General features: G+C 70.2%; 15 protein-coding genes, 1 rRNA gene and 1 riboswitch. Of the genes, 13 read left to right on the forward strand and 3 right to left on the reverse strand.

Annotated elements, in window-relative coordinates; genetic code table 11:
* The 11 genes from rrf to ACH4S9_RS18650 all read left to right on the forward strand — a co-directional run.
* Positions 1 to 92 (forward strand): 5S ribosomal RNA (rrf, locus tag ACH4S9_RS18600); the annotation flags it as partial.
* 141 nt (positions 93 to 233) lie between these two features.
* Positions 234 to 842: a CDP-alcohol phosphatidyltransferase family protein gene (locus ACH4S9_RS18605; RefSeq protein WP_311729601.1), complete on the forward strand. Its 609-nt coding sequence runs from the start codon at positions 234 to 236 to the stop codon at positions 840 to 842.
* 113 nt (positions 843 to 955) lie between these two features.
* A complete protein-coding gene (locus tag ACH4S9_RS18610; RefSeq protein WP_311729600.1) occupies positions 956 to 3,451 on the forward strand; it encodes a mannose-1-phosphate guanyltransferase in 2,496 nt (831 codons plus the stop codon).
* Between the two features lie 133 nt (positions 3,452 to 3,584).
* On the forward strand, positions 3,585 to 4,523 hold the full coding sequence (locus tag ACH4S9_RS18615; protein ID WP_311729611.1) for a DUF881 domain-containing protein: 939 nt from the start codon (positions 3,585 to 3,587) through the stop codon (positions 4,521 to 4,523).
* On the forward strand, positions 4,520 to 4,852 hold the full coding sequence (locus ACH4S9_RS18620) for a small basic family protein (protein ID WP_003984969.1): 333 nt from the start codon (positions 4,520 to 4,522) through the stop codon (positions 4,850 to 4,852). The genes ACH4S9_RS18615 and ACH4S9_RS18620 overlap by 4 nt, the downstream gene beginning before the upstream one ends.
* 4 nt (positions 4,853 to 4,856) lie before the next feature.
* Positions 4,857 to 5,846 (forward strand): DUF881 domain-containing protein, encoded by a 990-nt coding sequence (locus ACH4S9_RS18625; RefSeq protein ID WP_398373043.1) that lies wholly within the window; start codon positions 4,857 to 4,859, stop codon positions 5,844 to 5,846.
* Between the two features lie 130 nt (positions 5,847 to 5,976).
* On the forward strand, positions 5,977 to 6,810 hold the full coding sequence (locus ACH4S9_RS18630; RefSeq protein ID WP_358849294.1) for an FHA domain-containing protein: 834 nt from the start codon (positions 5,977 to 5,979) through the stop codon (positions 6,808 to 6,810).
* Between the two features lie 17 nt (positions 6,811 to 6,827).
* Complete coding sequence (locus ACH4S9_RS18635; protein ID WP_398373046.1) at positions 6,828 to 7,580, forward strand: MerR family transcriptional regulator; 753 nt, start codon at positions 6,828 to 6,830, stop codon at positions 7,578 to 7,580.
* A 52-nt stretch (positions 7,581 to 7,632) separates the two neighbouring features.
* Positions 7,633 to 8,106, forward strand: a complete 474-nt coding sequence (locus ACH4S9_RS18640) for a bifunctional nuclease family protein (protein ID WP_014181304.1) — start codon at positions 7,633 to 7,635, stop codon at positions 8,104 to 8,106.
* A 235-nt stretch (positions 8,107 to 8,341) separates the two neighbouring features.
* Positions 8,342 to 8,968 (forward strand): MerR family transcriptional regulator, encoded by a 627-nt coding sequence (locus ACH4S9_RS18645; RefSeq protein ID WP_311729596.1) that lies wholly within the window; start codon positions 8,342 to 8,344, stop codon positions 8,966 to 8,968.
* A 66-nt stretch (positions 8,969 to 9,034) separates the two neighbouring features.
* Positions 9,035 to 10,501 carry a DNA polymerase IV gene (locus ACH4S9_RS18650; RefSeq protein ID WP_311729595.1) on the forward strand — a complete coding sequence of 489 codons (1,467 nt, stop codon included), beginning with the start codon at positions 9,035 to 9,037 and terminating at the stop codon, positions 10,499 to 10,501.
* On the opposite strand, the gene ACH4S9_RS18655 is transcribed toward ACH4S9_RS18650, so the two are convergent.
* Positions 10,477 to 10,806, reverse strand: coding sequence for a PRC-barrel domain-containing protein (locus ACH4S9_RS18655; protein ID WP_311729594.1), 330 nt, complete (start codon positions 10,804 to 10,806; stop codon positions 10,477 to 10,479). The genes ACH4S9_RS18650 and ACH4S9_RS18655 overlap by 25 nt on opposite strands.
* A gap of 122 nt (positions 10,807 to 10,928) precedes the next feature.
* Positions 10,929 to 11,026, forward strand: a riboswitch (glycine riboswitch).
* Positions 11,027 to 11,215: 189 nt separating this feature from the next.
* Here ACH4S9_RS18655 and gcvP point away from each other — a divergent pair.
* Positions 11,216 to 14,110, forward strand: coding sequence for an aminomethyl-transferring glycine dehydrogenase (gene gcvP / locus ACH4S9_RS18660; RefSeq protein WP_398373050.1), 2,895 nt, complete (start codon positions 11,216 to 11,218; stop codon positions 14,108 to 14,110).
* Positions 14,111 to 14,234: 124 nt separating this feature from the next.
* Here the strand turns inward: gcvP and ACH4S9_RS18665 are convergent, their stop codons facing one another.
* Both ACH4S9_RS18665 and ACH4S9_RS18670 read right to left on the reverse strand, forming a co-directional pair.
* Positions 14,235 to 14,441, reverse strand: coding sequence for a DUF5999 family protein (locus ACH4S9_RS18665; protein ID WP_352132752.1), 207 nt, complete (start codon positions 14,439 to 14,441; stop codon positions 14,235 to 14,237).
* Between the two features lie 276 nt (positions 14,442 to 14,717).
* Positions 14,718 to 15,296 carry a hypothetical protein gene (locus ACH4S9_RS18670; RefSeq protein WP_398373053.1) on the reverse strand — a complete coding sequence of 193 codons (579 nt, stop codon included), beginning with the start codon at positions 15,294 to 15,296 and terminating at the stop codon, positions 14,718 to 14,720.
* 443 nt (positions 15,297 to 15,739) lie between these two features.
* Between ACH4S9_RS18670 and ACH4S9_RS18675 the strand changes: the two genes are divergently transcribed.
* Entirely contained in the window at positions 15,740 to 17,245 is a 1,506-nt protein-coding gene (locus ACH4S9_RS18675; protein WP_398373055.1) for a glutamate-cysteine ligase family protein, read from the forward strand.
* Positions 17,246 to 17,269 lie beyond the last annotated feature (24 nt).

Raw genomic sequence — 17,269 nt, forward strand, 5'->3', positions numbered from 1 at the left:
CGCCCGGTTACATTCCGAACCCGGAAGCTAAGCCTTTCAGCGCCGATGGTACTGCAGGGGGGACCCTGTGGGAGAGTAGGACGCCGCCGAACAATCTTTGAAAAGCTCCGGGCGAAACCATTGGGTTCCGCCCGGAGCTTTTGTCGTATACAGGGCCCCGTGCCAGACCCCCGATACGTTACGGGTAAGGTCATGGAGCATCTGTCAGCACCGTTCCCACAGGAGGCTCCCGGGTGGAGGTCCAGGAGACACGCGTCCAGACCGACCGCGTGCTCACCATCCCGAACATCCTGAGCGCCGCGCGTCTGGCCGGCGTTCCGCTTTTCCTGTGGCTGATCCTGCGGCCCGAGTTCGGTGGGCCGAAGAGTGATCAATGGGCACTCCTCGTGCTGGCGCTCAGCGGTGTGAGCGACTATCTGGACGGGAAGCTGGCCCGTCGCTGGAACCAGGTCAGCAGCCTTGGCCGGATTCTGGATCCGGCGGCCGACCGTCTCTACATTCTGTCTACACTCGTCGGTCTGACCTGGCGCGACATCCTGCCGATCTGGCTGACCGCGGTGCTTCTCGCGCGGGAGCTGGTGCTGCTGGTCATGGTCGGCATCCTGCGGCGCCATGGCTATCCTCCGCCCCAGGTCAACTTCCTCGGCAAGGCCGCGACCTTCAACCTGATGTACGCCTTCCCGTTGCTCCTTCTGAGTGATGGAAGTGGCCCACTTCACACCATCGCTGCTATTTTCGGATGGGCGTTCGCAGGATGGGGTACAACGCTCTATTGGTGGGCAGGAGTCCTCTACGTGGTTCAGGTCCGCCGACTCGTCAAGGCGGACGCTGCGGCCGACTGAGCTCGCTGATGTGGCAGCCCGTAGTGGCGGGGTGCCCGTAATGCGATAGGTGTGGGCCATCGGGGTGCGTCAGTCGGCATGACCGTCGTCTCTTCAAGGAGGACGCTTCCGACATGAAGGCCGTCGTGATGGCGGGTGGCGAGGGTACTCGCCTGCGCCCGATGACCTCGACCATGCCCAAGCCGCTGCTGCCGGTGGCCAACCGGCCGATCATGGAGCATGTGCTGCGGCTGCTCAAGCGGCATGGTCTGTGCGAGACCGTGGTGACCGTCCAGTTCCTCGCATCGCTGGTCAAGAACTATTTTGGGGACGGCGAGGAGCTCGGCATGGAGCTCACGTACGCCAATGAGGAAAAGCCACTCGGCACCGCCGGCAGCGTCAAGAACGCGGAAGAGGCACTCAAGGACGATGCCTTTCTCGTGATTTCGGGTGATGCCCTGACGGATTTCGACCTCACCGAGCTGATCAATTTTCACAAGGAGAAGGGCGCGCTGGTCACGGTCTGTCTGACCCGTGTGCCCAATCCCCTCGAGTTCGGGATCACCATCGTCGACGAGGGCGGCCGGGTCGAGCGCTTTCTTGAGAAGCCAACCTGGGGCCAGGTCTTCTCCGACACGGTGAACACCGGCATCTATGTGATGGAGCCGGAGGTGTTCGACTACGTCGAGCCGGATGTGCCCGTCGACTGGTCCGGTGATGTCTTCCCTCAGCTGATGAAGGAAGGCAAGCCCATTTACGGCTATGTCGCCGAGGGCTACTGGGAGGACGTCGGCACCCACGAGAGCTATGTGAAGGCCCAGGCCGATGTGCTGGAGGGCAAGGTCGACGTCGAAATCGACGGCTTCGAGATCTCCCCGGGGGTGTGGGTCGCCGAGGGCGCCGAGGTGCACCAGGACGCCGAGCTGCGCGGCCCGCTCTACATCGGCGACTACGCGAAGGTGGAAGCGGACGCGGAGATCCGCGAGCACACCGTCGTGGGGTCCAACGTCGTGGTGAAGAGCGGGTCCTTTCTGCACAGAGCCGTGGTTCACGACAATGTGTACGTTGGCCAGCAGGCGAATCTGCGCGGCTGCGTCATCGGGAAGAACACCGATGTCATGCGTGCCGCCCGGATCGAGGACGGCGCGGTCATCGGTGATGAGTGCCTGATCGGCGAGGAGTCGATCGTCCAGGGCAATGTCCGGGTGTACCCGTTCAAGACAATCGAGGCGGGCGCTTTCGTCAACACCTCGGTCATCTGGGAGTCACGCGGCCAGGCCCATCTCTTCGGGGCCCGCGGGGTGTCCGGGATCCTGAATGTGGAGATCACCCCGGAGCTCGCTGTGCGGCTCGCCGGGGCCTATGCGACGACCCTCAAGAAGGGCTCCACGGTCACCACCGCGCGTGACCACTCCCGTGGTGCGCGGGCGCTCAAACGGGCGGTGATTTCGGCGCTCCAGACCAGCGCCATCGATGTGCGCGATCTGGAGAATGTGCCGCTGCCCGTGGCGCGCCAGCAGACGGCGCGCGGCAGCGCCGGCGGCATCATGATCCGTACCTCGCCCGGAGTGCCCGACTCCGTGGACATCATGTTCTTCGACGAGCGTGGGGCCGACCTGTCCGCCGCCGGCCAGCGGAAGCTGGACCGGGTGTACGCGCGCCAGGAGTACCGGCGGGCGTTCCCCGGCGAGATCGGCGACCTCAGCTTCCCCTCGAGCGTCTTCGACTCGTACACCGGGTCGCTGCTGCGCGCCGTGGACACCAGCGGCATCGCCGAGTCCGGCCTCAAGGTCGTCGTGGACGCCACGAACGGCAGCGCCGGGCTCGTTCTGCCCAGTCTCCTTGGCCGGCTCGGTGTCGACGCGCTGACCATCAATCCAGGCCTGAACGAGTCGCGTCCGACCGAGACGGCGGAGGCGCGCCGCTCCGGCCTGGTCCGGCTCGGTGAGATCGTCGCCTCGGCCCGCGCTGCCTTCGGTGTGCGCTTCGACCCGGTGGGTGAGCGGCTCTCGCTGGTGGACGAGCGGGGGCGCATCGTCGAGGACGACCGCGCCCTGCTGGTCATGCTGGACCTGGTGGCCGCGGAGCGGCGCAGCGGGCGGGTGGCGCTGCCCGTGACCACCACGCGCATCGCCGAACAGGTGGCGGCGTACCACGGCACGCAGGTGGAGTGGACGACGACCGCGGCCGACGACCTCACCCGGGTCGCCAGGGCCGAGGGCACCATTTACGGCGGGGACGGGCGCGGCGGGTTCATCATCCCCGAGTTCAGCAGCGTCTTCGACGGCACCGCGGCCTTTGTGCGCCTCATCGGGCTGGTGGCCCGTACCCAGCTCACCCTCAGCCAGATCGACGCCCGCATTCCGCGCGCCCATGTGCTGCGCCGCGATCTGGCCACGCCATGGGCGGTCAAGGGGCTGGTCATGCGCCGCGTGGTGGAGGCGGCGGCCGACCGGTCCGTCGACACCACCGACGGCGTCCGTGTGGTCGAGGCGGACGGGCGCTGGGTCATGGTGCTGCCCGACCCCGCCGAGGCGGTCACCCATCTGTGGGCGGAGGGGCCGGACGACGCGTCCGCGCAGGCGCTCCTCGACGAGTGGTCCGCCGCGGTGGAGAGCGCCGGCCGCTGATCCGTTTCCGCAGGTGAGGAGCGTTTGACAGGGTGTGGCGGGCCCCCGGGGCTACCCGGGGGCCGCGCCGCCCCCGGCCCGCGCCCGGCGCGCCGGTGGGGCCATTCGGCGGCTGCGCCCCCGACGTGCGACGATGTGCGGCATGCCGCAGCAGCCCCCCGTTCGGAGCACAGCTCCGCCGAGCCCTCGTCCACGTCTCGACGCGTCCATGTCGCTGCTGACGAATGTGATGGACCACAGCCTCGACGACGGGTACGCCGAGGCCGCCGCGCGCCATGGCACGGAGGGCCGCCGGGGGCTGCCGCGCTCCCTGCGCGGCAGGCTGGTGCTGGCCGCAGGGCTGGTGCTGGCGGCGGGCGTGGTGACCCTCGGTGCGGCTGAGGCCCGGATGGCGGCGCCGAAGCTGGCCAAGGACCGGGAAAAGCTGATCGCCCGCATCGAGTCGGGGAACGCGAAGGCGGACGACCTCCAGAAGAGCCTGGACCGGCTCCGCAAGGAGGTCGGCGACAGACAGCAGCAGGCGCTGGAGAAACACGGCGGGGCCAAGGGCGAGCTGGTCGCGCTGCTGTCCGGGGCGACCGAGGTGAACGGCCCCGGGGTCAAGCTGGTGGTCAACGACGCCAAGGAGGCCGACCAGGGCGGTGGCGGGGGGCCGCGGGAGAGCGCGGACTTCTCCGACACCGGCCGGGTGCGCGACCGCGATATGCAGCGGGTGGTCAACGGGCTGTGGCAGTCGGGCGCGGAGGCCGTCTCGATCAATGGGCAGCGGCTGACCGCCCTGTCGGCGATCAGGGCCGCGGGAGACGCCATACTGGTCGACAACAAGCCGCTGGCGCCTCCGTATACGGTGCTCGCGGTGGGGGACGGACGGCGGCTGAGCACGGCATTCCAGGACAGTGCCGACGGACAGTACCTGCATGTGCTGCACGAGAACTATGGGATCCGCACCAACATCTCCGTCGAGGACGAGGTGCGGCTTCCGGCCGCGCCGAGTCTGATCGTACGAACCGCAGAACCGATAGCCGGTGGCGCCGGGAAGCGCGGCACCGACACAGGGAAGGGCACATCGTGATCGCCGTATTGGGCCTCATCGTGGGAGTCGTGGTCGGACTTGTCGTCCGACCCGTGGTGCCGACGGTGGTCGAGCCCTACCTGCCGATCGCCGTCGTCGCCGCGCTCGACGCGGTGTTCGGAGGCCTTCGGGCGATGCTCGACGGGATCTTCGACGACAAGGTCTTCGTCGTCTCGTTCCTGTCCAATGTGGTGGTCGCCGCGCTGATCGTCTTCCTCGGCGACAAGCTCGGGGTCGGTGCCCAGCTGTCCACCGGTGTCGTGGTCGTGCTCGGCATCCGGATCTTCTCCAACGCCGCCGCCATCCGCCGCCATGTCTTCCGGGCGTGAGCCGATGACGACCGACGACGCCCCGGAGCAGCCCCAGCGGGCGACCCGCGAGCCGGATGAGACCCGTGAGCCGGGGACGGTTCCCCAGGCGCGACGGGAGGAGCCCCGCAGGCCCGAGAGGCCTGAGAAGCCCGAGAGGCCCGAGAAGTCCGGGCGGGACACCACACCGGACGGTGAGCCGGGCGAGGGCTCCGGCGCGGAGCCCGGTGAGGGGCCCGGAGACGGTGCTGAGGACCGGGGGAGCCCCTCGGCGGCCTCGACGCCCCAGGAGCCGTCCACCGGCCGTCAGCGGCTGGTGAAGGGCCTGTGGCCGCCGCGGCTGACGCGGGCTCAACTCATCGTGGCGCTCCTGCTGTTCGGCCTCGGGCTCGGTCTGGCCATCCAGGTGCGCTCGACCAATGAGAACAGCGTGCTGCGCGGCGCGCGGCAGGAGGACCTGGTCCGCATCCTCGACGAGCTGGACAACCGCACCCAGCGGCTCCAGGAGGAGAAGCAGCGGCTGGAGAACCAGCGGAACGACCTGGAGAACAGTTCGGACCAGGCCGAGGAGGCCCGTAAGCAGACGGCCCAGAAGGAGCGGCAGCTCGGGGTGCTCGCGGGCACGGTCGCCGCTGAGGGTCCGGGCATCACCATGAAGATCGACGCGTCGAAGGGCACCGTGGAGTCGGACATGCTGCTCGACGCGGTCCAGGAACTGCGCGCCGCCGGGGCCGAGGCCATTCAGATCGGCGAGGTGCGGGTGGTCGCGAGCACGTACTTCGCGGACGTCGGCGGCGCGGTGGAAATCGATGGACGGAAAGTGACACAGCCGTACGTGATCAAGGTCATCGGCAAGCCGGAGGACTTGGAGCCGGCCCTGAACATTCCGGGCGGAGTGGTGCAGAGCCTGGAGAAGGAGCAGGCCACCGTGTCCATCGAGCGCTCGAAGAAGATCGTCGTCGACGCCTTGCGGTCGGCGAAGCGGCCTGACTACGCTCGGTCGTCGTCGCGGTGAGGCGGTTCGGTATGGGAGTCTCGCGGCGGGACAATGAGGCCGCGGGGGGTCGGCGCACCGGAAGAGTGGCGCGTGATGGAAACTGTCTGGTGGTCACGGACGTTGTGATGGTGTCCGGACCGTCTGGTGTGTGCATCGAGGGTTTGCCCTGCCCCACGGGCGGGTCTGTTTCAGTCAAGGGGAATCGCCCGTGAAGTTGTTCGGGAAGTTGTTCGGCAAGAGCGCACGCCAGGACGGCGGCAGCAGCACTGCCCGCCACCGTGCCCCGCGTGCCGCGGAGGAGAGCGGGGTGAGCGAGGAGCGTCCGCTGTTCCGGGACGGTGGAGGCATTCCGGGTGGTCAGGGCGCGTCTTCTGTTGACCCTTCCGCGTCCGGACGCATAGGTTTCGGGGAGCCATCGACCGCGAACACGGGCGGAGGGGTCGGCTTGCAGGTATGCACGAGGTGCGGCCATCAGAACGCCGTGGCCAGCCGGTTCTGCTCCAACTGCGGTGCGCCGCTGCGGGGCCAGGCGCCGTCCGAGCGTGCCTCGGAGACCACCTCCACCATCTCGATCTCCGGGCTGGAGGCGTACGACTCCGAGGTGACCGGGCAGACTCCGCTGCCCTCGCTCTCGCCGGAGGCCCAGGCCGCTGTCGAGGCGCTGCCCCCGGGGTCGGCGCTGCTGGTGGTCCGCCGCGGGCCCAACTCGGGCAGCCGCTTCCTGCTGGACAGCGATGTGACCACGGCCGGGCGTCATCCGCAGAGCGACATCTTCCTGGACGACGTGACGGTTTCGCGCCGCCATGTGGAGTTCCGGCGCGGCCAGGACGGCTCCTTCACGGTCGCCGACGTCGGCAGCCTGAACGGGACGTATGTCAACCGCGAGCCGATCGACTCGGCCATTCTCAACAATGGTGACGAGGTCCAGATCGGCAAGTACCGGATGGTCTTCTACCCGAGTCTGCGGGGCTTCGGCATCTGACCCGTCAGGGGAGGTCCATGCTTCAGACACCGTCGGGCGGTGCCGACACCGGCACCGCCCCCACGGGCAGCCGGTCGATGAGCATCGGCACCGTGCTGAATCTGCTGCGGGACGAATTCCCCGAGGTCACCGTCTCCAAGATCCGTTTCCTGGAGGCCGAGGGCCTGGTCGAGCCGCGGCGCACGCCCTCCGGCTATCGCAAATTCAGTCCGGAGGACGTGGCGCGGCTCGGCCATGTCCTGCGGATGCAGCGTGACCACTATTTGCCACTGAAGGTCATTCGGGAGCATCTCGACGCCCTGGAGCGCGGCGAGCGGCCACAGCTGCCCGTCGCGGCCTCCGGCTCCCGGCTGCCCGCCTCGGTCGAGGAGGGCCCGGAGAGGGGCGTGGAGCGCCCCACGGCCGCCCGCGTGGGCCGGGCCGAGCTGCTGGCCGCGGCCGGGATCGACGAGGGGAGACTGGCCGAGTGGGAGTCGTTCGGGCTGATCGGGCCGGGAGCGGACGGCGGATACGACATCGAGGCGGTGACGGTCGCCAGGCTCGTCGCGGACCTGGGTCGTTTCGGTCTGGAACCACGTCATTTGCGGATCATGAAAGCCGCCGCGGAGCGCGAGGCGGGGCTGGTCGAGCAGGTGGTGGCGCCCCTGCGACAACACCGAAATCCGCAGACCAGAGCGCATGCGGAGGCCAGCGCCCGGGAGCTGGCCGAGCTGTCCGTGCGGCTTCACGCGGCCTTTGTCCAGTCCGCTCTGCGGGCCGGTTCGCGGTGACCGGCGCGGTCCCGACTATCCAAACCGGCCGGGCACGTCCTAGGGTTGCTGTGTGAACGAGCTCGACGTCGTGGGTGTCCGGGTGGAGATGCCCTCCAACCAACCGATCGTGCTCCTGCGCGAGGTAGGAGGCGACCGCTACCTCCCCATTTGGATCGGACCGGGGGAGGCGACGGCGATTGCCTTCGCCCAGCAGGGCATGGCTCCGGCGCGCCCGCTGACCCACGACCTCTTCAAGGACGTGCTCGACGCGGTCGGCCAGCAGCTCACGGAGGTCCGGATCACGGATCTGCGCGAGGGAGTCTTCTACGCGGAGCTGGTGTTCGCCAGCGGCGTGGAGGTCAGCGCCCGGCCGTCCGACGCCATAGCGCTGGCGCTGCGCACCGGCACGCCGATCTACGGCAGTGACGGGGTGCTGGACGACGCGGGGATCGCCATCCCGGACGAGCAGGAGGACGAGGTGGAGAAGTTCCGCGAGTTCCTCGACCAGATCTCGCCCGAGGACTTCGGCACCAGCAGTCAGTGAGCCGTCGGAGGCGCTGAGGCCGAGTGCGGCCGCCGAGCCGGCAGTGGCCGGTAAGCGGCGGGCATTGAGCTGTCCGCCGATCTTCGCCAGCGCATTCGAGTAGCCTTTCCCGCAAGAGGGGCACGGGAAACCACCCGTAGGGTGATTATCACTCGGCGTGCCGAGTGTGGCGATCGTTGACGCACCCCGGGTGACTGCCTACCGTCGAGATGGCAGGTCGAGGACGGAGGTCGGCGTGAGAAGCAGCGGCGACGGCACGGCGGCAGGCGGTCCGTATGCGCTCCAGGGGAGCGCACCGGCCGAACCGGCACTGAAGGCTCGGGTGGCGGCACAGGCCGCACCGCCGCGCGAAGGCGCCGTGGCGAAGCCCGAGAAGGTGGGGTATCGCGGTCCGACCGCGTGCGCTGCCGCGGGCATCACCTACCGCCAGCTGGACTACTGGGCGCGCACCGGGCTCGTGGAGCCCAGCGTGCGGCCCGCCTACGGCTCGGGCAGCCAGCGGCTCTACAGCTTCCGGGACGTCGTCGTCCTCAAGATCGTCAAGCGGTTGCTGGACACCGGCGTGTCCCTCCAGAACATCAGGGCCGCCGTTCAGCACCTGCGCTCGCGCGGCCTGGACGACCTCGCCCAGATGACGCTGATGAGCGACGGCGCGACGGTATATGAGTGCACCTCGCCCGACGAGGTGGTCGACCTCCTCCAGGGCGGCCAGGGCGTCTTCGGGATCGCCGTGGGCGTGGTGTGGCGGGACGTGGAGAGCGCGCTCGCCCAGCTGCACGGCGAGCGGGTGGACACCGGCGAGACGCTGGTGGGCCACAACCCCACCGACGAACTGGCGCGGCGCCGCAACCGCGCGGGCTGAGACCGTCCGGCCCGGGCCGCGCGCCCGGGCCGCGAGTGTCAGTGGCATGCGGCAGCATCGGTAGGTGTGAGGGGTGCGCCGACCATTCTGCATCTGGACATGGATGCCTTTTACGCCGCGGCGGAGCAGGCGGCCAAGCCCAGCCTGCGCGGCAAGCCGGTGATCGTCGGCGGCCTCGGGCCGCGCGGCGTGGTGGCCACGGCCTCCTATGAGGCGCGGGTGTTCGGGGTCCACTCGGCCATGGCGATGGCCCAGGCCCGCCGCCTCTGTCCGAACGCGGCGTATCTCACCCCCCGCTTCTCCCTGTACCGCCAGGTGAGTGACACCGTCATGGGCCTGCTGGGCGCGCTGTCCCCGCTGGTCGAGCCGCTGAGCCTGGACGAGGCGTTCGTGGATCTGGAGGCGGGCGGTGTTCCGGCCACCTCCGCGGCGGCGCGGGCCGTGGGGGAGCGGCTGCGGGCGGACATAGCGGCGGCGACCGGGCTGACCGGCTCGGTGGGCCTGGCCGGGTCCAAGATGCTCGCCAAGATCGCCTCCGAGCAGGCCAAGCCCGATGGACTGACGCTCATCCAGCCGGGGACCGAGCGGGAGCTGCTGGGGCCGATGCCGGTGCGGACCCTCCCCGGGGTGGGTCCGGCCACCGGGGAGGCGCTGCGCCGGGCCGGGATCCACACGGTCGCCGAGACCCGGGAGGCGGGGGAGGAGGAGCTGGTGCGGCTGCTGGGCAAGGCCCATGGCGCGTCGCTGTACGGCATGGCCTGGGGGCGGGACGACCGGCCGGTGGTCGCCGAGCGGGACGCCAAGTCCGTATCGGTGGAGGACACCTTCGACGTCGACCTCACCGACCGCACGCGGGTGCAGGTGGAGGTGGCGCGGCTCGCCGACCGGTGTGTGCGGCGGCTGCGCGGGGCCGGCCGCTCGGGGCGCACGGTCGTGCTCAAGGTGCGGCGTTACGACTTCTCCACGCTGACCCGGTCCGAGACGCTGCGCGGGCCGACGGATGACCCCACGGTGGTGCGGGAGGCTGCGGCGCGGCTGCTGGAGGGCGTGGACACCACGGCGGGGGTGCGGCTGCTGGGAGTGGGCGTGAGCGGTCTGGCGGACTACACCCAGGAGGATCTGTTCGCCCAGGCCGCGCAGGCCGCCCACGAGGCACAGGAGGACGCGGAGGGGGCGCGGGAGGCCGGAGGGACACCCGAGCCCGCCCCGGCGGTCCTGGAGGGGAGCGACGAGCCCGACGACACCGCCAGGCCGCGCCGCTGGCTGCCCGGCCTCGATGTGCGACACGCCGAGTACGGGGCGGGGTGGGTGCAGGGCAGCGGGGTCGGCCGGGTGACCGTGCGGTTCGAGGAGCCCTGGTCGCGGCCGGGCCGGGTGCGGACGTTCGCGGTCGACGACCCGGCGTTGGAGCCGGGCGAGCCGCTGCCGCTGATCCGGCCCGCCGTGAGCGACGCCCCCGAGGCCGACCCGGCCGAAAGCCAGGTCCAGGGCCAGGGCCCGGGCCGGGGTCAGCCGCTCACGTCGAGACCGTAGTGGTGGTAGAGCTGCAACTCCTGCTCGGGCGACAGATGGCGGCCGACTCCGAAGTCCGGCGCGTCCTTGATCAGCGCCCGCTCGTACGGCACCCGCAGCGTGTCGTCGACGATCTCGCTCGGTTCGAGTGGCACGAACACGTCCCGGCTGAACAGCCCGGTGCGTACCGCGGCCCACTCCGGCTCGCCGGTCGCGTCGTCGAGGTAGACCTCGTCCACGGTGCCGATCTTCGCGCCGTCGCGGTCCAAGGCCTTCCGGCCGATGAGGGTCCGCGGATCGATGTCGGTCTGCACACTCTCTCCCATAGGTGACTGTTTCATCGTCAATGCCGTGATATCTAAGAAAAGCCACAATTCCGTGCCCGTCCACTCGAGCGCTCGCCCAAAACCCCTGGCGGCAGGCTCGCTGGTAGGCTGACGGTGGCTGCAGACCCCGTGCGGGAGAGCTCTTCGACGATGTCGTCGGAGGCGCCGAAGGAGCAAATCCTCCCCGGAAACTCTCAGGCACACGTACCGTGCGGGTGAGGTCACTCTGGAAAGCAGGGTGGGCCACGGGCGAGTACAGCACCGGAACCCCTCCTCACCGACGGTGAAAGCCGGATCGCCGCCCGCGAACCGGTGAAGCTCTCAGGTTGAGATGACAGAGGGGGAGGCCGTTCGGGCACCCCGCGCCGTGGTGCCCCTCGTCGGTCGTACAGACCAGGAGGCCTCGCAGATGACTGCCAACCGCACCTCGCTGACCGAGCTGGAACGCGGTACTCCGTTTGAGCAGCGCCATATCGGACCCGACGCCGAGGCCCAGGCCAAGATGCTCGCGCAGGTCGGCTTCGGCTCGCTCGACGAGCTCACCCAGGCCGCCGTGCCGGACGTCATCAAGAGCGCCGAGGGGCTGGGGCTGCCCCCGGCCCGCACCGAGGCCGAGGTGCTGGCCGAGCTGCGCGGTCTGGCCGAGCGCAACCAGCTGCTCGCCCCGATGATCGGCCTCGGCTACTACGGCACGTTCACCCCGCCGGTGATCCTGCGCAATGTGCTGGAGAGCCCCGCCTGGTACACCGCGTACACGCCCTACCAGCCGGAGATCTCCCAGGGCCGGCTGGAGGCGCTGCTCAACTTCCAGACCGTCGTCGCGGACCTCACCGGGCTGCCCACGGCCGGCGCCTCGCTGCTGGACGAGGCCACCGCCGCCGCCGAGGCCATGGCGCTGTCGCGGCGGGTGGGCAAGGTCAAGCAGGGCGTGTTCCTGATCGACGCCGACACTCTGCCGCAGACCGTCGCGGTCATCCGGACCCGCGCCGAGCCCACCGGCGTCGAGGTGGTCGTCGCCGACCTCTCGGCGGGCATACCGGCCGAGGTGGCCGAGCGCGGGGTGTTCGGCGTGCTGCTCCAGTACCCGGGCGCCTCCGGCGCCGTGCGCGACCCGCGCCCGGTCATCGAGCGGGCCCATGAGCTCGGCGCCGTGGTCACCGTCGCCGCCGATCTGCTCGCCCTCACCCTCCTCACCTCGCCCGGCGAGCTGGGCGCCGACATCGCGGTCGGCAACAGCCAGCGGTTCGGGGTGCCGATGGGCTTCGGCGGCCCGCACGCCGGGTTCATGGCCGTCCGCGAGGTCTACGCCCGCAGCCTGCCCGGCCGCCTGGTCGGCGTCTCCGTCGACGCCGACGGCGACAAGGCGTACCGCCTGGCCCTTCAGACCCGCGAGCAGCACATCCGCCGCGAGAAGGCCACCAGCAACATCTGCACCGCCCAGGTCCTGCTCGCCGTGATGGCCGGCATGTACGCCGTCTACCACGGCCCGGAAGGGCTTTCGACCATCGCCCGGCGCACCCACCGCTACGCGGCCGTGCTCGCCGAGGGGCTGCGGGCCGGGGGCGTCGAGACCGTGCACGGCGCGTTCTTCGACACCCTGACCGCGTATGTCCCGGGCCGGGCCGCCGAGGTCGTCACCGCGGCCCGCGAGGCCGGGGTCAACCTGCGCCTGACCGACGCCGACCATGTGGGCATCGCCTGCGACGAGACCACCGGGCGCGCCCAGCTCGCCGCCGTCTGGTCGGCCTTCGGCGTGGACGGCGGCCTGCCCGCCATCGACGAGCTCGACGCCGCCGCGGCCGACGCGCTCCCCGCCGAACTGCTGCGCACCGACACGTATCTGACCCACCCGGTCTTCCACAAGTACCGCTCCGAGACCGCGATGCTGCGCTATCTGCGGCGCCTGGCCGACCGCGACTACGCGCTGGACCGGGGCATGATCCCGCTCGGCTCCTGCACCATGAAGCTCAACGCCACCACGGAGATGGAGCCGGTCACCTGGCCGGAGTTCGGCGCGCTGCATCCGTTCGCGCCGGTCGAGCAGGCCCAGGGCTATCTGACGCTGATCCGCGAGCTGGAGGAGCGGCTGGCCGAGGTCACCGGCTACGACCAGGTCTCCCTCCAGCCGAACGCCGGGTCGCAGGGCGAGCTGGCCGGGCTGCTGGCCGTGCGCGCCTACCACCGCGCCAACGGCGAGGAGCGGCGCACCGTCTGCCTCATCCCGTCCTCCGCGCACGGCACCAACGCCGCCAGCGCGGTGATGGCGGGCATGAAGGTCGTCGTGGTCAGGACCGGCGAGGACGGCGAGGTGGACGCCGACGACCTGCGCGCCAAGATCGAGCAGTACGGCGACGAACTGGCCGTCCTGATGGTCACCTACCCCTCCACCCACGGCGTGTTCGAGGAGCACATCAGCGAGATCTGCGCGGCCGTGCACGACGCGGGCGGCCAGGTCTATGTGGACGGCGCGAACCTCAACGCGCTGGTGGGGCTGGCCCGGCCGGGCAGGTTCGGCGGTGATGTCTCCCATCTGAACCTGCACAAGACCTTCTGCATCCCGCACGGCGGCGGCGGTCCCGGCGTGGGCCCTGTCGCGGTGCGCGAACACCTCGCGCCGTACCTCCCCAACCACCCGCTCCAGCCGGCGGCGGGCCCGGCGACCGGCGTGGGGCCGGTCGCGGCCGCGCCCTGGGGCTCGGCGGGCATCCTGCCCATCTCCTGGGCGTACGTCCGGCTGATGGGCGCCGAGGGGCTGCGCCGGGCCACCCAGGTGGCGGTGCTCGGCGCCAACTACGTCGCCAAGCGCCTGGAGCCGCACTACCCGGTGCTCTACACCGGCCCCGGGGGTCTCGTCGCCCACGAGTGCATCATCGATCTGCGGCCGCTGACCAAGGCGACCGGCGTGAGCGTCGACGATGTGGCCAAGCGGCTGGTCGACTACGGGTTCCACGCGCCCACGATGTCGTTCCCGGTGGCCGGCACGCTGATGATCGAGCCGACGGAGAGCGAGGACCTGGCGGAGCTGGACCGGTTCTGCGAGGCGATGATCGCCATCCGGGCGGAGATCGAGAAGGTGGGCTCGGGGGAGTGGCCCAAGGACGACAACCCGCTGCGGAACGCCCCGCACACGGCGGCCGCGCTGAGCGGGGAGTGGGAGCACCCCTACACCCGCGCGGAGGCGGCGTTCCCGGCCGGGGTGTCGGCGGCGGACAAGTACTGGCCGCCGGTGCGGCGCATCGACGGCGCCTTCGGGGACCGCAACCTGGTCTGCTCCTGCCCGCCGCTGGAGTCGTACGAGAGCTGACCCGCCGGGCGCGGTCGGGTACGGGGCCGGTGCGGCGGACACGCCGGCCGGCCCCTGATGGAGCGCGGGCCCGGTCGGAGCGCCGGGCCGTGGTGGTCAGACCGCGAGGGTCAGACCGCGATGGTCAGGCCGCGGTGGCGACGCGCTCGGCGCCCAGCGGCCGGCGCGGGGCGATGATCTGTCCGTCCGGCAGCAGCTCGCCGGTGTCCTCGAAGAGCAGGACGCCATTGCACAGCAGGCTCCAGCCCTGCTCGGGGTGGTGCGCCACGAGGTGGGCGGCCTCCCGGTCGGCGGAGTCGGCTGACGGGCACGCGGGCTGATGCTGGCACATGGAAGAGATCTCTCGCTGCGATGTGGAAAGTGTCCTGTGGCTTGCTGCGGCAGTCATGGCCGCCCCCCGTTGGTCAGTCGGTCGGATGCTCCAAGTGTTGCCCTACGGGCCGGTTTCCGCAGGGATTTCACGGCACCGGTACTCGCTTGATAATGACGCATCACACGAGTGGACGGTTCATCCTGACGGGACTGTTACGAGCCCGCAGCGGAGCGCCCCGTGATCCTCGGATCACGGGGCGCTCGGGCGCGGGGCGGCGGCGGGCGCCGCGGGCCGTCAGGCCGACGAGCCGAGCAGCGGCGTCCGCGTCAGCCGGAGCGTGAGCACCGGCAGCAGATCCGCCGCGCGGTACGCGCGGTGGGCGGCGATGCCCGGCGGGGCGGGGGTCAGCGGCACCAGCAGGTCTTCCGCGGCGAGGTGGCCTTCGGAGGCGTCGGCGGTCGGGTCGCCGCGCAGCCACAGCGTCAGCATGTACAGCTCCGGGATGGACAGCAGCCTGGGCTGATGGACCGAGGACAGCGACTCGGCCTGGCTCAGCGCCAGTTCGGCCGACGACACGTACGGGCCTTCGGAGAATTGCGAGAAGACCCAGCCGTCGGCGGTCAGCATCGCCTCGGCGGAGGCCACCGTCCGCTCGGTGTCGCGGATCAGGAACCGCCATCCGGTGAGCCGCGCCGTCGGCGGGCCGTCGGGGGCGGTGATGTCGTCCAGGACGTGGACGGGGAGCGGGAGTTCGAGCTCGAACGGTCCGTCCAGGGAGCCGAGGAGCGGGGTACGGACGGCGGTGGGAGAGCCAAGGGCCGTGCGGATGCTGTTCAGAGCAGGCGCTGGAGCCGGAGGGACGTGCAGCGGCATGGTGGGTCGCCTCTCACTTCGGAGACACGGTGGAGCGCTGGCGTGCCAGGTGCGGATGGCGCTGTCGGAGTGTGCGGGTCAGAGGGGCCTGACGGGACATCAGGGCGTTGTCTCTCTGCCTCGGTTGCCGAGTTTATACGACAAGTGTTCCCGTCTTGTTTCACGTACCTGTCCCCGGTATTGCGGACAAGCACTTATCCGGCCCGCCGGGGCGAGGGGATTTTCGCCGATTCTCTGCCATATGCACGGATATGACCTGGCATTTTAACCCAGCCGGGGTAGGCTTGAAGTCGCCAGTGTTTTTCATCACGGCAATGCGGGGCTGTGCAGAGCCTATCGGCTGAGGGGTCGGCGCGTGGCGTTATCGATCACATTGGCTGGGCATCATCGAGCGTGATGTACGCGGCCGGGGGCCGTTGATCCACTCGAGGAAGGACGCTTCGATGGGGGAGAAGGTCATAGCCGGGGAGTTCGATCCGTCCGGACGGCAGCGGCAGCGCGTGAGGCTCCGACAGGGTCTCGAAGCGCTGGCCCGGCTCCTGGCCGAGAAGCGATTCGACCGTCCGAAGAATCTCATGGGGCTGGAGATCGAGCTGAATCTCGCGGGCGCCGACGGGATGCCGAGGATGTTGAACGCGGAGGTTCTGGAGAGAATCGCCAGCCATGATTTCCAGACCGAACTCGGGCAGTGCAATCTTGAAGTAAACATCGTGCCCCACCGATTGCACGGAAGGGTTCTCGACCAGTTGGCGGAAGAGCTCCGAACGGGGTTGTCATATGCCGATCGCAAGGCGGGGGAAGTGGCCTCCGAGATCGTTATGATCGGAATTCTCCCCACCCTCGCCGCCCATGACCTGGGCTCCACGAACCTCTCCTACGACGACCGCTACAAACTCCTCAACGAACAGATGCTGGCCGCCCGCGGCGAGGATTTCCTCATCGACATCGAAGGGGAGGAGAGGTTCCGCTACGCCTCCGGCTCGATCGCCCCGGAGGCCGCCTGCACCTCGGTCCAACTGCATCTCCAGGTGACCCCCGGCCGGTTCGCGGCCGTGTGGAACGCGGCCCAGGCGGTGGCCGCCGCGCAGATCGCGGTGGGTGCCAACTCCCCCTTCCTGTTCGGCCGGGAGGTGTGGAGCGAGTCCCGGCCACCGCTGTTCCTCCAGGCCACCGACGTCCGCCCGCCGGAGTTCGCGGCCCAGGGCGTGCGTCCCCGCACCTGGTTCGGCGAGCGCTGGATCAGCGACGCGTATGAGCTCTTCGAGGAGAATCTGCGCTTCTTCCCGCCGCTGCTGTCGACCGCGGGGGACGAGGACCCGCTGCGGGAGCTGGACGACGGCAGGGTGCCGCGGCTGAACGAACTGGTGCTGCACAACGGCACCATCTACCGCTGGAACCGCCCCGTGTACGCGGTCGCCGACGGCGTGCCGCATCTGAGGGTGGAGAACCGGGTGCTGCCCGCCGGGCCCACCGTCGCCGATGTCATCGCCAACGCCGCCTTCTACTACGGCCTGGTGCGGGCGCTCGCCGAGGAGCCGCGCCCGGTGTGGAAGCGGCTGCCGTTCGAGGCCGCGGCGGCCAACTTCGACACCGCCTGCCGCCATGGCATCGACGCGGTCCTGCGGTGGCCCAAGCCGGGCGGCCGCTCCTCGTCGACCGTGCGCATCCCCGCCGTCCGGCTGGTCCAGGAGGAGCTGCTGCCGCTGGCCGCCGCCGGGCTCGACGCCTGGGGCGTCGAGCCGGCCGACCGCGAGCGCTATCTGGGGATCATCGAGGAGCGCTGCCGACTGCGGGTCAACGGCGCGTCCTGGCAGGCCGCCACGTATCACCGGGCGAGGGGGAGGGGGCTCGACCGGGACGGCGCGCTGGCGGCGATGACCCGCCGCTACTGCGAGCTGATGCGCACCGGCGAGCCGGTCCACACCTGGCCGGTCGGCCTCGCCGACTGACCACGGACGCGGTGGACGGGCGGG

The organism is Streptomyces sp. NPDC021225, assembly GCF_044332865.1.
In the GTDB taxonomy this organism is placed as follows: Bacteria; Actinomycetota; Actinomycetes; order Streptomycetales; family Streptomycetaceae; genus Streptomyces.